General features: G+C 62.1%; 12 protein-coding genes. 4 read left to right on the forward strand and 8 right to left on the reverse strand.

Annotation, left to right across the window (positions count from 1 at the left end; translation table 11 throughout):
- The first annotated feature begins 34 nt into the window (after window positions 1–34).
- Complete coding sequence (locus tag PW947_RS18895; protein ID WP_299633887.1) at window positions 35–2,149, forward strand: 3-hydroxybutyrate oligomer hydrolase family protein; 2,115 nt, start codon at window positions 35–37, stop codon at window positions 2,147–2,149.
- Between the two features lie 54 nt (window positions 2,150–2,203).
- Here PW947_RS18895 and PW947_RS18900 read toward each other — a convergent pair whose 3' ends face one another.
- Window positions 2,204–2,443 carry a hypothetical protein gene (locus tag PW947_RS18900; protein WP_299633888.1) on the reverse strand — a complete coding sequence of 80 codons (240 nt, stop codon included), beginning with the start codon at window positions 2,441–2,443 and terminating at the stop codon, window positions 2,204–2,206.
- A 178-nt stretch (window positions 2,444–2,621) separates the two neighbouring features.
- Between PW947_RS18900 and PW947_RS18905 the strand changes: the two genes are divergently transcribed.
- Complete coding sequence (locus PW947_RS18905; RefSeq protein WP_299633889.1) at window positions 2,622–3,308, forward strand: HD domain-containing protein; 687 nt, start codon at window positions 2,622–2,624, stop codon at window positions 3,306–3,308.
- Window positions 3,309–3,364: 56 nt separating this feature from the next.
- Here PW947_RS18905 and PW947_RS18910 read toward each other — a convergent pair whose 3' ends face one another.
- Entirely contained in the window at window positions 3,365–3,847 is a 483-nt protein-coding gene (locus PW947_RS18910) for a hypothetical protein (protein WP_299633890.1), read from the reverse strand.
- Window positions 3,848–4,019: 172 nt separating this feature from the next.
- Window positions 4,020–5,003: a GlxA family transcriptional regulator gene (locus PW947_RS18915; RefSeq protein WP_299633891.1), complete on the reverse strand. Its 984-nt coding sequence runs from the start codon at window positions 5,001–5,003 to the stop codon at window positions 4,020–4,022.
- A gap of 179 nt (window positions 5,004–5,182) precedes the next feature.
- Here PW947_RS18915 and PW947_RS18920 point away from each other — a divergent pair, with 179 nt between their 5' ends.
- Window positions 5,183–6,463: a DUF445 domain-containing protein gene (locus PW947_RS18920; protein WP_299633892.1), complete on the forward strand. Its 1,281-nt coding sequence runs from the start codon at window positions 5,183–5,185 to the stop codon at window positions 6,461–6,463.
- A 47-nt stretch (window positions 6,464–6,510) separates the two neighbouring features.
- On the opposite strand, the gene PW947_RS18925 is transcribed toward PW947_RS18920, so the two are convergent.
- From PW947_RS18925 to PW947_RS18940, 4 genes are all read right to left on the reverse strand, one after another.
- The gene (locus PW947_RS18925) at window positions 6,511–9,135 is read right to left on the reverse strand and encodes an AAA family ATPase (protein WP_299633893.1); all 2,625 of its coding nucleotides are present in this window, start codon (window positions 9,133–9,135) and stop codon (window positions 6,511–6,513) included.
- Complete coding sequence (locus tag PW947_RS18930; protein ID WP_299633894.1) at window positions 9,132–10,259, reverse strand: DNA repair exonuclease; 1,128 nt, start codon at window positions 10,257–10,259, stop codon at window positions 9,132–9,134. The genes PW947_RS18925 and PW947_RS18930 overlap by 4 nt, the downstream gene beginning before the upstream one ends.
- Window positions 10,260–10,402: 143 nt before the next feature.
- Entirely contained in the window at window positions 10,403–11,950 is a 1,548-nt protein-coding gene (locus PW947_RS18935; RefSeq protein WP_299633895.1) for a methyl-accepting chemotaxis protein, read from the reverse strand.
- Between the two features lie 135 nt (window positions 11,951–12,085).
- The gene (locus PW947_RS18940) at window positions 12,086–12,694 is read right to left on the reverse strand and encodes a hypothetical protein (protein WP_299634066.1); all 609 of its coding nucleotides are present in this window, start codon (window positions 12,692–12,694) and stop codon (window positions 12,086–12,088) included.
- A gap of 435 nt (window positions 12,695–13,129) precedes the next feature.
- Here PW947_RS18940 and PW947_RS18945 point away from each other — a divergent pair, with 435 nt between their 5' ends.
- Window positions 13,130–14,131 carry a hypothetical protein gene (locus tag PW947_RS18945; RefSeq protein ID WP_299633896.1) on the forward strand — a complete coding sequence of 334 codons (1,002 nt, stop codon included), beginning with the start codon at window positions 13,130–13,132 and terminating at the stop codon, window positions 14,129–14,131.
- 135 nt (window positions 14,132–14,266) lie between these two features.
- On the opposite strand, the gene PW947_RS18950 is transcribed toward PW947_RS18945, so the two are convergent.
- Window positions 14,267–14,683, reverse strand: a complete 417-nt coding sequence (locus tag PW947_RS18950) for a darcynin family protein (protein WP_299633897.1) — start codon at window positions 14,681–14,683, stop codon at window positions 14,267–14,269.
- Window positions 14,684–14,696 lie beyond the last annotated feature (13 nt).

The following is a 14,696-nucleotide window of genomic DNA, read 5'->3' on the forward strand; positions in this document are numbered from 1 at the left end:
TCCGGTTCCTATAACGACATGGTGGAGAAAGACGATGACATCACGCCCACACACGGCGGCCGGGATGGCGTGTGCCGCCCTTTCAGCATTGGCGGTGCTGGCGCTAGGCGCCTGCCACAGCGGTCACGACGATGACGGCAATAGCTCGCAAAACAATACCCTGCCCAGCTTTGTCTCCAGCGCGGTAAAAACCCAGAGTTACGACGGCAGTTCCGACGACCTTTTGACGGCCGGACTCGGCAAGACCGGACTCGCGTCGGCGACCGCGCCCGCCATCGCGAATGCCGCGCAACCGACCGCCGCCGAACTGCGTCGCCTCGCGATCTGGTCGAACTATCGCGCGCTCGTCGATATGACGGCGAACGGCGGATACGGCCGCTTCTGGGGGCCGAATGTGGATCTGAGCGGCAACGACACGCTCGGCGAAGGCAAGATCGCCGGCAAGGAATATCTGGCTTTCGCCGACAACGGCGGCGGCAAACAGAACGTCAGCCTGCTGGTGCAGATCCCCACCAGCTTCAACCCCGATCAACCGTGCATCGTGACCGCGACGTCGTCCGGTTCGCGGGGCGTCTACGGCGCGATCTCGGCGGCGGGCGAATGGGGCTTGAAACGCGGCTGCGCGGTCGCGTATACGGACAAAGGCTCGGGCAACGGCGCGCATGAACTCGCGACCAACCTGGTCACGCTGATCGACGGCACATTGCAGATCGCGGGCATCGCGGGAAATTCGAGCCTCTTTGTCGCAGCGCCCGGCAGCACGACGCTCCCCGCGTACAACGCCAGTTTCCCGAATCGCTACGGCTTCAAGCACGCGCACTCGCAACAGAATCCGGAAAAGGACTGGGGCACGAATACGTTGCAGGCGGTGCAGTTTGCGTACTGGGCACTGAACGATTCGTACGGCACGCTCGACGGCTCGACCCGCAAAGTGCGCTACCCGTCGGGCAGCATCACGACCATCGCCGCGTCGGTCAGCAATGGTGGCGGCGCAGCGCTGGCGGCGGCCGAGCAGGACACCGGCAACTGGATCACCGCCGTGGTGGTCGGCGAGCCGCAGATCAACCTGAAGTTGAGCGCGCCGGTCGGCGTGTTGCAAGGCGGCGTGCCCGTCAGCGCATTCGGCAAACCGCTTGCCGATTACATGACGCTCGCGAACCTGTTGCAGCCGTGCGCGGCGCTCGCGCCCGCCGCCGCTGGCGCGCCGTATGTCACCGCGTTGCCGGTCGCGACGACCACGGCGATCCGTACCGCGCGTTGCGCGTCGCTCGCCGCCGACGGCGTGATCACCGGTTCCGACACGACCACGCAGGCAAACAATGCGCTCGCGTTGCTGCATCAGAACGGCTACCTGGTCGATTCGGACTATCTGCAAGCGCCGATGTGGGACACCCAGGCCGTGCCTGCGGTCGCCGTGACCTATGCGAATGCGTACACGATGTCGAGCGTCACCGACAACCTCTGCAACTTCAGTTTCGGCACGACGACCCTTGCCGGCGCAGCGGGCGCGACGCCCGCCGTATCGCCGATGCTGACGGTGTTCGGCAACGGCAACGGCGTGCCGCCGACCAACGGCGTCAACCTGATCTACAACACCGGGACGTCCGGCGCGGCGGATCATCGGCTGGCCACCGCGGACGGCAGCTATGCGGGCGCCGCATGCTTGCGCGCGCTGTGGAGCAACGGCGATTCACGGATGACGTCGAGCGTCGATGCGATCCGTGTCAGCGCGAACCTGCACGGCAAACCGGCGATCATCGTGCAGGGACGCTCGGATGCGCTCGTGCCGATCAATCACGCGTCGCGGCCCTATGTTGCGCAGAACCAGGTGGCCGAGGGCAACAAGAGCAAGCTGGTGTTTTACGAAGTGACGAACGGTCAGCACTTCGACGCGTTCCTCGGCGTGGCGGGTTTCGACAACCGCTTCGTGCCGGTCCACTACTACAACCTTCAGGCGCTGAACCTGATGTGGGCGTATCTGAAGAACGGCGCGGCATTGCCGCCTTCGCAGGTGATTCACACGACACCGCGTGGCGGCACGGCGGGCTCGGCGCCGGCATTGACGACGGCGAACCTGCCGTCTATTTCCGCCACACCCGGCACCGACACGATCACGGTTTCAGGCGGCGTGATCAACGTGCCGCAATAGCGTGGCGTGCTAAAGGAAACCCAATGAATTGCGGCGCGATCTAAGGTTTTACCCTTAGCGCGTCGTGACAAAAATATGAACAGGCCGTTCGCCAGGCAACTGAAAATCATCGACGCGGCCAACGCGCACATCGTGAACCAGATGCCAAAGCTGAAGCGCGCGAGCTTCCGCTTCCGCGCGTGTGGTGGTGACGCCCCAACCGTCGAGCAGATTCCGCCGGGTCTCGATGATCCGGCTAAGGGCGCTGCGACGTGCCATGAACATTCGATCCATTTGAGTGAGCGAAAAGAACAAGTGGGTAACGCGCGAGTGCCACATATTAACCAGCTTACAACGCGCCGTATATGCTCCACTGCACGAAGCTGGCAGAAAATCCCGCCCGCTTGGCAGTAATCGCAGGGCGGTTCGTTTTGCGCTGCGGCATGCCGTTTCGTACACTCGTTCCACTGTCACACACACATGGAGCAGCGAAATGAGCACAGTCATTGCCGGCATCAAAATCCCAGATAGCAAGATGGCGCGTGAAGCAACGCAACTTGTCCGCGACACCGAAACCGATCTGCTGTTTCATCACTCGACCCGCGTGTTTCTGTTCGGCGCATTGACCGGCGAGCGCCAGCAACTCAAATACGATGCGGAGTTGCTGTACATCGGCGCGATGTTCCATGACATGGGACTGATGGAAAAATACAGCAGTGCCACCGAGCGTTTCGAAGTAGACGGCGCGAACGCCGCCCGCAACTTCCTTAACGGTTATGGAATCGGCGACGCCGAAATCGAGCAGGTGTGGGACTCCATCGCATTGCATACCACGCCGGGCATTCCGAAGTTCAAGAAGCCGGTGGTCGCACTGGTGACGGCAGGCGTCGAGATGGATGTACTCGGACTCGCATACGACGAGTTCAGCGACGAGCAACGCAAACTGGTCGTCGCCGCGCATCCGCGTGGGCAAAACTTCAAGGAAGGCATTATCGATGCGTTTGCGAAAGGCACGATTCACAAGCCCGAAACGACGTTCGGCAATGTGAAGGCCGACGTGCTCGCACTGAAAGATCCGGGCTATAAGCGCCTGAATTTTTGCAGCATCATTCTGGGCTCGGCGTGGAACGATTCGACGGTCGAGGTCGGTGCATGCCGCAATCCGGCGCATTCGCATTGATACGCACGGCCGTCTGAATGGAATACGGCGCGCCGCGTGTGGCGTGACAGAACGCGCTATTGCGCGCTATAGCGGTCGCCGCGATCCAGATCGTCCGGAAACATATAGGACGAGACGAATGAAACGAAGGCGGCGCCCTTTAGCAGGCACTCGACGGCCGAGCAGTAAAAACCCAGCCGGAACAGACGGTATTCGGCAGGCAGGTCGAATGCGACCGCCATTACGCTGAGGCCGCATAGAAACACATAGGCCACCCGCGCAATCCGGCTGTGCAGCATCACACCCGTCACGAGACTGATCCACACCAGCTTCGCGATCACGGAGGCGCCTGCATCCAGCGGTGTCTGACTGACCCACAATTCGACCGGCAACTCGCAAACGGCCCACACACCCGTCGCGATGACGAGCCAGCGTGTCCATTGCCCAAGCGGCACACCTGCCGCGCGAACTGCCTTGCTCGCGACTTCACGCGCTTCGCGCTGCACCTGAAATTCGATGCCTTCGCTAGCGGTTGGAACAGCGCGGTCATCGTCATTCATCACGTGCTCCTAACGTCTGGCCGTCGGCATTCAGCCACGGTTAAGCCACTCTACTACTCCGTAAAAAAGCGCGTATGAAAAGTGTGCATCTGCTCGCCGCGCGAGCATTTTTTCATTAAATGAATCGATGACGCGGTTTGCATGCGTGGCGCGCATGCATGCAAAAAACGCATCAAGCGATACCAAAACTCGCCCGATAGTCGTTCGGCGAAACACCGAGACGCTTTTTGAAGACTGTGCGCATCCGCTCGGCCGTACCGAAACCGCAGTTATAGGCGATCACTTTCAACGGACGGTCGCTGCTTTCGAGTGCGTTGCGCGCCGCATCGACTCGCGCCCGCTCGACGAATTCACGCGGCGTGATATCCGTCGTCTCGACGAACACGCGGGCGAAACTGCGCTCGCTCATCTTCGCGACCTGCGCAAGTTGCTGAATCGACAGGGTTTCATTCAGATGCGCAAGCACGAACGATTGAACCCGGGCAACCGGCGAATCGTCCGCGACCAGTGCGCCGAGATACGGACTGAACTGCGACTGGCCACCGCGCCGTTGCGCATAGACGACCAGACGTTTCGCGACCGCCAGTGAAACGCGTGGACCGTGGTCTTCAGCGACGAGCGCCAGCGCAAGATCGATCCCGGCCGTGACCCCTGCGGAAGTCACGAGCTGGCCGTCGCGCACCCAGATCCGGTCCGGTTCGACGCGGGCCAGCGGAAAAGCGCGCGCCAGCTTGTCGGTGTGACACCACAGCGTGGTCGCGGCGCGCCCGTCGAGCAAACCGGCATGGCCGAGCGCGAATGCACCGGTGCAGATCGAGCCCAACCGGCGGCATCGTGTCGAGACCGAGACCAGCCATGCGCCGAGTCGCGGATCGGGTGCGTCGTCCGGCATGCCCGGGCCGCCCGCGACCAGCGCGGTATCGTAGTAGCCGTCGGCTGCGTCACAGGTTGCATGCGCAAGCATCAGCGTGCCGTTCGATGCGCGGATCGCGCCGCTGTCCACGCTGACCATTTCGATGTCGTAGCCGTCGCCCGGCGCGACAAACGTGTTCGCCTCGGCCAGCACATCGAGCGGGCCGGCGACATCCAGCGCCTGGACTTCGGGGAAAATCGCGAGCGCGACCTTGCGTCGCGAGGTTGAATCCGTTTTTTTCATCGTGCGTGGTGTGTGATGCGTGATTCATGCGTGGTTCATCAGCGAGGCATACCTTAGCGCAAACCGCGTCGCTGGATCGGCGATGGTGCACGAAGCTTGCTTCTATACTAGCCAGAACACGATCGAAACCGTCGTCCAATCCGCGTGACCCACCTGAGCGAGCCCGATAACCGATGTCGATGGACAAGGAACGAGACTTAAGGACCAGCAAGAGTCGAGCGTTGCTGCTGCTGGCGATCGCAGCCGCCGTGTTCGTGACGACCGCGTGCCTGCCACGCGGCGTCTGGATCGACGGAATCAAGGCCGTTTCCGAAGCGGCGATGGTCGGCGCACTCGCCGACTGGTTCGCCGTGGTGGCGCTGTTCCGGCGCGTGCCGATTCCCGTGATCTCGCGTCATACCCAGATCATCCCGCGCAACAAGGATCGAATCGCCGACAACCTCGCGATCTTCGTGCGCGACAAATTTCTCGATCCGTCGTCGATCGTCGGCCTGATCAAGAAGCACGACCCCGCGCTGACGCTGACCCGCTGGCTCACGTCGCCCGCAAGCGCGGACGCGCTCGGCGGCTACGTGGTGCGCATGCTGAGCGGCATCCTCGATCTGACCGACGATGTGCGCATCCAGCGCTTTATTCGCGACGCGCTGCATACCATGCTAGACAAGATCGACCTGTCGCAATCCACCGCCGCGATTCTCGATACGTTGACGAAAGACGGCCGTCATCAGGAACTACTCGACAAGGCAATCGCGCAAGGCGTCAAGCTGTTGCAAGAGCCGGAAACCCGCAGTTTTATCGCCGCGCGCATCGTCGACTGGCTGAAAAGCGATCATCCGAAGAAAGAGAAACTGTTGCCGACCACATGGCTCGGCGAACATGGCGCGGAAATGGCGGCCAACGCCGTCAACCGGGTGTTGACGCAGATCGGCGACGATCCCGACCATCAGGTGCGCAAGAATTTCGACGACATCGTGCAGCGGCTGATCGACAAGCTGAAACACGATCCGGCCTTTGTCGCAAAGGGCGATGAAATCAAACAGCGTCTGCGCGATAGCGAAGCGCTGAATCTGTATATCCGCGATTTATGGAACCAGTTGCGCAACTGGCTCAAGGACGACCTGAACCGTAGCGACTCCGCGACCCGCGCGAAGGTGGCCTCGATGGGAAAATGGGTCGGCGATGAACTGGCGCGCAACCCGCAATTGCGTCAGTCGTTAAACGACCATCTGGAAGAAGCGGCCGCCGCAATGGCGCCCGACTTTGCGGCATTCCTCACGCATCACATCAGCGATACGGTGAAGAAATGGGATCCGCGCGAGATGTCGCGGCAGATCGAACTGAATATCGGCAAAGACCTTCAGTACATCCGGATCAACGGCACGATCGTCGGCGGGTTGATCGGCGCGATACTGTACGGCACGTCGTATCTGATCGAGATGGTCAGGGCGTATCTGACGTAAATCGCATCGCGGCATGGCCGCACTGTTTTCGCAGATACGCCCTTGTTTCAGGCTCCGATCCGCAAATCGTCGATGGCACGTTGCCTGACGCCGAGATCGTCCCATAGCTCGGGATGACAGGTGAACAGCAGGATCTGATGCCGGCCCGCCGCGTCGAGCAGCGCCCGCTTGATGGCATCGCGTCGTGCTGCGTCGGTATGCACGGCCGCATCGTCGAGCATCAGCAAGGTCGGACGCCCCGCCTCCTTCAGCAGGTCGGCGTAAGCCAGCCGCGTCAGAATGCCGAGCTGCTCGCGCGTGCCGTAACTGAGCGCTTCGAGCGTATCGATTCTGCCCGCGCGATGCAGCGTCGCCGGACTCAGATCGTCACCGACGGTCATCGCCGATTGCGGAAAGATGCGCTTCAGATAGTGGCCCAGACGCTCGGTCAACGGTGCCTGCAATTGCGCGACCGCGGCGTCGCGTTCGGCCACCAGCACCTCGTCGAGCAGACGCAACGCACCTGCGCGCAGCGACAGTTCGTCGTGCCGCCGCTGTGCCTGCTCAGCGGCCGCCTGCGCCTGCGCGAGACGTTCGCCAAGCCCCGATGCGCCCACCGTTTCCAGTTGACTCCGGAGTTCCGCGATGCGCAGTTGCCGTTGATGCTGCTCGCTATGCGCCAGTTGCGCCGAATCGCGATAGCGCTTCGCTTCCGCTACCGGATCGTCGATGCGCGCGGCATCGAGTTCGAGCGTGCGGCTCGCCAGTTGCGCATTCAATGCCGCAACGTGCGCGCGTTGCTCGACCAGTTTTGCCTGCCACTGCGCGCGTTGCTGACGGAACGCGACGTCTTGCAACGACTGCTCGTTGCGCTGCAATTGCGCGGCAAGCGACGCAGCGGTAGCGAGCACCGTCGAGCGTTTTTCCGCTGTCTGCGCGAGCGCATGTCTTGCGGTATCGAGCGCTTCACGGGCAGCGTCGGCGCTGCGACGCGCGACGTCCGGTTCAGGCGCATCCGATACATCCGGCAATGCCGCGACACGGCTGTCGGCGGTCTGCAACCGCGCCAGCGTCGCTGCATGCGCTGCGCGCATGGATTCGATGCCCTTCGGCGCATGCGCTGCCAGAATCCTGGTCTGACTCTGCTGATGCGCGACCGCGGCTTTCCATTGCTCGTGACGCTGCGTCGCGTCCGCGAGCGATGCGACGCCGAGCGTGCGCAGACACTGCGCATGCTGCGATTCCAGCGCGCCCAGTTCGTCCAGCACCGCCGACAGATCGGATTCACCCGGCATCACCCGCAACTCGCCGAGCCCCGGCAAACCGATCGTCGTTGCATCGACGATACGCAACACGCCGTCGCCGCCGACGGTTTCGCCATTGACCGTCATCGCGCCCGTCAACCGGTATTCGATGCGCGTCATTGCCGCATCGCGACGCGCGCGTAACGGCACGAGCCGCGCATCGAGCTTGCGCAACCGGTCCAGCGTGTCCGCGTCGATCTCCAGTGCGGCAGCGGCTTGCGTGGCTTCCAGCACGGCCGCTTGCGCCGCTTCGGCAGCGGCTATCGCAGCATCGAGCCGTTCGATTTCGTCGCGGTACAACGCAATCTGATGCGTGAGGTCTTTCTCCGTGACGGCCGCGTTCGCGAGTTCGAGCGCGCGATTCGTGTCCGCGTGCGTCTGTTCGTGCTGCGCGACGCGCGCGACGGCCTGCGTGTGCGCGTCTTGCGCGGCGGCCGCATCCGCATTCGATGTGTCGAGTTGCAAACGCTCGCGCGCAACCGTCTGCTCCAGTTCTACCGCGCGCTGCTCATGCTGCATCGACACCGCGAGTTCCGCTTCGCTGACCTGCACGGCTTGCGCCAGCCCCTGCAAGCTGCGCTCCAGTTCGGCGGCGGCGTCGGCGCGCTTTTGCGCATCGACGGCCTTCTGCTCGTGCGCGTCCCACGGGCGCTTTTTCTGCGCGTCGTCGAATGCGTCCTGTTGGGATGCAAGCCGCGCGATGTTCTCGTCGAACTGCTGACGTTGACGCGCAAGTTCAGCGCATTCATGCTGGGATGCGGCCAACGCATGCTCGGCATCGGCGAGCGCGCCGGTCGATTTTTGCGTGCGCTCGGTCAACAGCTTGCGCAATTCGCGCTGCACGCTCGCAATCAACGCATCTTCACCGGCGGACTCGCGGCTGCCGGACAATTGAGCCAGCGCATCGCGTAGATACTGCGCCGCGTGTCCGCTCGAATCGCGGATCTCCTGAGTCTCGCCCTGCTGAACCCACAGTAAGCCGGGCACGCCTGCATGTTCCGCCTTGACCGCGCCGCGTGTCGCGCGCGAAAAACCGAGCAAGGCCGCCAGTTGCTCCTCGGCTTCGTCTTCGCTAAACGCCTTCGCGCCGATACGCAAGTCGCATCGCTGACGGCTGACGAACTGTTTGGCCAACGTGCATTCGACGCCGTCGAGCGTGAACGAAACTTCGACGGCAGGCTGACCGCCCGATTTGCCCCACGGCAACAGATCCTTCAGATGCGATGCCTTGTAGCGCTCCAGAAACACCGTGCGCACGGCTTCGGCAATCGTGCTTTTACCCGCTTCGTTCGGACCGGTGAACAGATTGAGCCCAGGCTCCAGCCCATCGATCACGAGCGGATCGGCGAACTGCTTGAACTCGCGAATCGCGATTCGGTTCAATCTCATGCGGACCTCGCTTCGCGCTGAATGCGTGCGAGCAACAGCAATGCTTCGGCGGCAAGCGCCGTCTGTCCGGCGTCCGCGCTGTTCACCTGAAGATCGCGCAAGCGCGCGACCACCTTGCCGAGATAACCGCTTTGCGCACCGAGCGCCGCGAGGTCGTCGTCGGTCGGCATGACCTGCAAAGCGGTCAGGTCGGCCCGTAGCGCGCGCGTGCGGGCCCGCGCTTCATCGACGGCGACATGCACCGCTTCGGCGTCGGCGAGCGCCGCTACGCCGCTTACGTCGAGCTTGAGTACATCGTCGGCGTTCAGGGTTTCGAGCCGCGCCTTCAGCGTCGCGACATCGCTCGGAACATCGACTCCCTGCTCCCAGCGATGCCAGCGATATTTGCCGACCCGCAGCGCCTCGACGACAGGCACGGCGCCGGGTTCCGCAATCGTCACGTCGAGCGCGAAGCCCGGATCGTTCGCACGAAAGCGATCCTGCTCATGCGTGCCCGAATACCAGATGCGATCGTCGACCTGGAAGCGGCCATGCCAGTCGCCGAGCGCGAGATAGTCGAGGCGCGCGCTGGCCGCACGATTCGGGTCGATCGGATTGGTGGAATCGATGCCTTCCTGGAGGATGCCGGTGACGCTGCCATGCGCGAGGCCCACGCGAAAATAACCGGTAGGCGTCGGCAATGCGTCGAAAAAGGACGTGGTGTCGTCGTAGGTAATGCGTTGGGTCAGCGGCGCGCACAGAAACGCGCAGCGCGCCTCGTCGAGTGCAATCACGCCCGGTGTCAGCACCACACGCACGTTGGCGGGAATGCAGTTCAGACGCTGCGCGCGAGTCCATACACTTTCGACCAGCGCGGCATCGTGATTGCCGGGCAGCAAGATCCACGGACCCGAATAACCCGCGAGCGCGCCGAACAGCCGCCGGATCACCGTATCCGAAGCGGTTTGCTGGTCGAACACATCGCCCGCGACCAGTACCGCATCGACGCCGCGCGACGCGGCTTCGGCGGCGATCCGGCGCACTGTTTCAAAGCGCGCCTCGGCCAGATGCGCGGCTTCGTCAGGCTCGAACTGCCCGAATTGCGTGCCGATCTGCCAGTCGGCTGTATGCAGCAGTCTGATCACTGCGCCTCCGTTCTGTTCATTGCATGCCTCGTTTTCATCGTGACGCGGATGTTACCGCGTCGACGACGTCAACAGGCATTCCCCGGCATAGGGAGAACGGAAACTACGGTGGCGAAGACTGCAATGACTGCCTTGACTGACGCTCAGGCAGCGAGACGGAACACGCCGATCGAGCGCTTCAACTCGGCCGCCTGCGTCTCCAGCGAACTCGCCGCAGCGGCGGCTTGCTCGACCAGTGCCGCATTTTGCTGGGTGACTTCGTCCATTTGCGTGACGGCCTGATTGACCTGCGTGATGCCCTTGCTTTGCTCGACGGATGCCGCTGCGACTTCGTTCATGATGTCCGTCACGCGACGGATTTCATGACGGATTTTCTCCATCGATGCGCCCGCTTCCTGCACGTGATCCGTGCCCGCTTCGACGCGCTGAACCGATTCGCCGATCAGTTCCTTGATGTCCTTCGACGCACTCGACGAACGTTGCGCAAGCCCACGCACTTCCGATGCGACCACCGCGAAACCGCGCCCGGCTTCGCCCGCGCGCGCCGCTTCGACGGCTGCGTTGAGTGCGAGAATATTGGTCTGGAACGCGATGCTCTCGATGATGCCGACAATCTCGGCCATCTTGCCCGAGCTCGTATTGATACCGTTCATCGTCTCGACGACATTCGCGACGACAGCGCCACCCTGCTCGGCCACTTGCACCGCTTGCGCCGCGAGCTGATTCGCCTGCCGCGAATTCTCCGCATTCTGCGTCACGGTGGATGTCAGTTCTTCCATGCTCGCAGCGGTTTCCTGCAACGACGCAGCCTGCTCTTCGGTGCGTTGCGACAGGTCCTGATTGCCCGCCGCGATCTGCTGCGCGGCCGTTGCGATCGAATCCGCGGACACGCGAATCGCACCCAGCGTATCCGTCAGTTGCGTCTGCATGCGTTTCATCGAATACAGAAGACTCGACCGGTCGTTCGACGCGGTTTGCACGAGCGCGCTCAAGTCGTTGTTGGCGATGCGATTGGCAATTTCCGCCGCGTAAGCCGGTTCGCCGCCAAGGGAACGCATGATGCCGCGATTGAGCGACATCACGACGAACGACAACGCCGCGCCGAGTACCGCGAGCACGCCCAGGTTCTTGAACAGCGCGACATGAAATTGCGCGTCGATATCGTCGACGTAGGCGCCCGTGGTGAGTACCCAATCCCACGGTTGATAGCCGGCGTTATACGAAATCTTCGGTGCGGCGACATTGGTGCCGGGCTTTGGGAAAGCGTATTCGGTAAAGCCTTTGCCGTCGCGCTTGACGATCGCGGCCGACTCGCGAAACACGTAGACGCCGTTCGGATCCTGATAGCCGCTCAGATCCTTGCCGTTCATCTCGGCTCGCGTGGGATGCATCACCACCACCGACGACGAATTGATCACCGCGAAATAGCCTTCGCTGCCGTAGCGCATGTTGCGGATCGTCGCGAGTGCCTGCTTCTTTGCCTCATCGACCGACATCCGGCCTGCGTTCGCTTCGGCCGCGAGCGTGTTGATCGCGCTGAGCGCGAGTTCCATCGCATTGGTGAGGTTATGCCGGCGGGCGTCGAATTGCGCCTGCCGAGCCTGAAACGCGTTGTAAGTGGACATGCCGACGAGGCACACCAGACTCAACACGAGCGGTAACCACAACTTCTGAACAAACGATAACCTCATACGAATGACACCTCAAACTGAATGACCGTAGAACGAAGGAACGCTCTGCTTTATCGCTGGAAGCGTCACGTTACCCAGCACTAACGGCCGTCAGTAAGAAATACTTGAGCGAATCGTATGGTATGCAGAAAGACGTCAGAAGCGATACGTGACGCCGAGTTGCAAAACCGGATAAAGCTTGTAGCGCTCGACCTTGTCGCTGATCTTCTGTTCCTGTTCCGCGATGTTTTGCGCCGACGTGAACGCGGTGTAAATCTCCGGCACGCTATACGTAGTGCGCGGACGGCCGTACGCGACGCCGATATCGAACGTCACGCCGAAACCCTTCGAGACCGGCTTGTGACCGAAGCCGAGCCCGAGGTACGGCATCACCGTCGGCAGTTTCACTTTCGCCGAAGGCGCAGCACCGACCGCCGGCACGTAGTCGTCACCGATCTTGTAGTTGCCTTGCGCATTCGGAACCGCATGCGCGCTCAGTTCGTCGTCGTTGATCAATGCCCCGGCCGTCACGCGGAAGCTGCTCGACGCGAACGGAAACAGATCGAGATACAGGCCGCCCTGCTTGAGGCTCAAATGGCCGTCGTACTGGTTGTCGTTGACGTTCACGGAATGCGAAAAACCGAAGCCTTCGATTTCGGCGTGGACGCCCGCCCACGTCGTGACCGGCAGCGCCGCGCCGATGCCGGCACCCAGCGTGCCGCCATGAATATAGATTTCCTGCGCCTGCACGCCCGTTGCAAGCATTGCGACCGCTGCGACCCCCGCAGCACCGATGATCTTGTTCACTACCCCTTCTCCGTATCTGTAACCGGGCTGGATACCCACCCGCGATGAACAGACTCTACGGTTTCGAACATGCGTTCAATGAGGTGAACAGCGCCCTCTTTTCGCCTCAGTTTGCGTCTACGACCCGGCGGACTCACCAATCGGTACAAATGCCGCGTAACTCTTTCCGGCAAAACGTACCGGCCGGTTTATTGCAGCGGATTAGACCGTTTTTAAAGGGCTTTTCGACGAATTGAGCCGCCTGAGCCGACCGGATAATCGCTGTCATTGATCCGGCCCGAGCGCGTCGATGCGCACACACGGCGGACCGAAGTACGGATCTCCCAGGAGTGCGATATGCACTTCGCGCATGAAGCCGTGCCGTGTGCACGACGAGAATATTCTGGAGAAGTTATGTCCCTGTATCAGACATCCCGTTCAATCGCGATTGGCGCAATCGTCGCGGCCTCCGCGCTTCTGAGCGCCTGCGGCGGCGGTGGTGGCGGCAGCAGCGGTTCGAGCGCGGCGGCCAGCAGCAGCGTGCTGAAGTTGTCGTCCGCGGTGCAGAGCGAGCACGTCGCGCGCTATGCGGCTGCATTCGGCATGTTGTCGGGCCCGGGTGTCGCGGCAATCTACACGTCGGTCTCGCAATCGATCGTCAGTCAGATCACGGCAGGCGCACCGTCGGCCGACGTCGCGTGCCCGACCAGCGGCTCGGTCGACGTGATCGCGCAAAACGCCGGTCTGCTCGGCATGCAGACGGGTGAAACCGCGACGGTGACGTTCAATCAGTGCGTGGGCCAGGTGAAAGCGCCGGGCGTTTCAAGCGGCAGTTTGATTAGCGGATCGGTGACGGTTCAGGTTCAATCGGTGCAAGGCGTGGTCGGCAAGAATTCGGCGGACTGGTCTTACACGGCCGTCGAAACCGCGAATGCGCTGACGCTGACCACGGACACCGCAAAAACCGTGGTCAATGGCACGGTCACGTTCACGATGAGCTACGATGCCGCCACCGGCGTCACAACGACGACCGCCAGCGCGCCGACCGTTACGCTCGACCGCACGCAGACGCTGTCCACGTCGAGCACGATCTCCGGCAACATCACGATCACGTCGCTTCAGTATTCGCGCACGCATCAGAACGGCAACCCGTCGTCGGACACGCTGTCCACCAGCGGCGCGATCAATATCCAGATCACCGACGCGACGATGGCCTTCAACGTGTCCACGCCGACGCCGGTTACGCTCAGCGACGGCGATCTGCAAGCCGGCACGATCCAGTTGACGACGAGCGACGCGACCGAAACGATCACGGCGCAAGACGCGAGCACGGTCCAGATTACCGTGACGTCGAACGGCCAGAGCGGCAGCTATACGGAGTCCGTCGCCGACTTCAAGAAACTCGCAAGCGGTTAAGCACTGCCGGTTATCGACAGGCAGTGACGCGAAGATTTTTCGTCGATGCGATCTCCAACGGCGCACCATGTCATGTGGTGCGCCGCTTTTTTTGTCTGGCTATATCTCCGCACGGGCACGGGCACGCGGTTCGTATTAGCCGATCATCGCCTCGCCTAGATACCGCTTCGCATCGGCATTTTCAGCGCCCGGCAGGATTTCGACGATATCGAACAGTCGGTCCCAGAACGGTGTGTCACGCAGTGCTTCCACCACTTCCTCGTACGCGCCGCGATCCTGGATATCCCACATCCACACATCGGTGACGCGCGCCGAGTAAAACTCGGTGTCGAAAAAACGCAGCCGTACGCGTCCTGCGTATTGCCTGAGAAGCGGCGCGAGATGCGTATGTAGTTGCTGCGCGCGCTCGCCTGAATGCATCTGCAACCATGCTTCGCGGGTTTTGACGAGCATGAACACGGTCATCACCGTGGTGTCGTCGTTATAAATGGGCGGGTTGGCGACGTTTGCGCGGGTCGAGGGGTGATCGATGCTCGCATGCGTATTGCTCATGGCCAGGTCTGTC

Source organism: Paraburkholderia sp. (genome assembly GCF_028283785.1).
Lineage (GTDB): Bacteria > Pseudomonadota > Gammaproteobacteria > Burkholderiales > Burkholderiaceae > Paraburkholderia.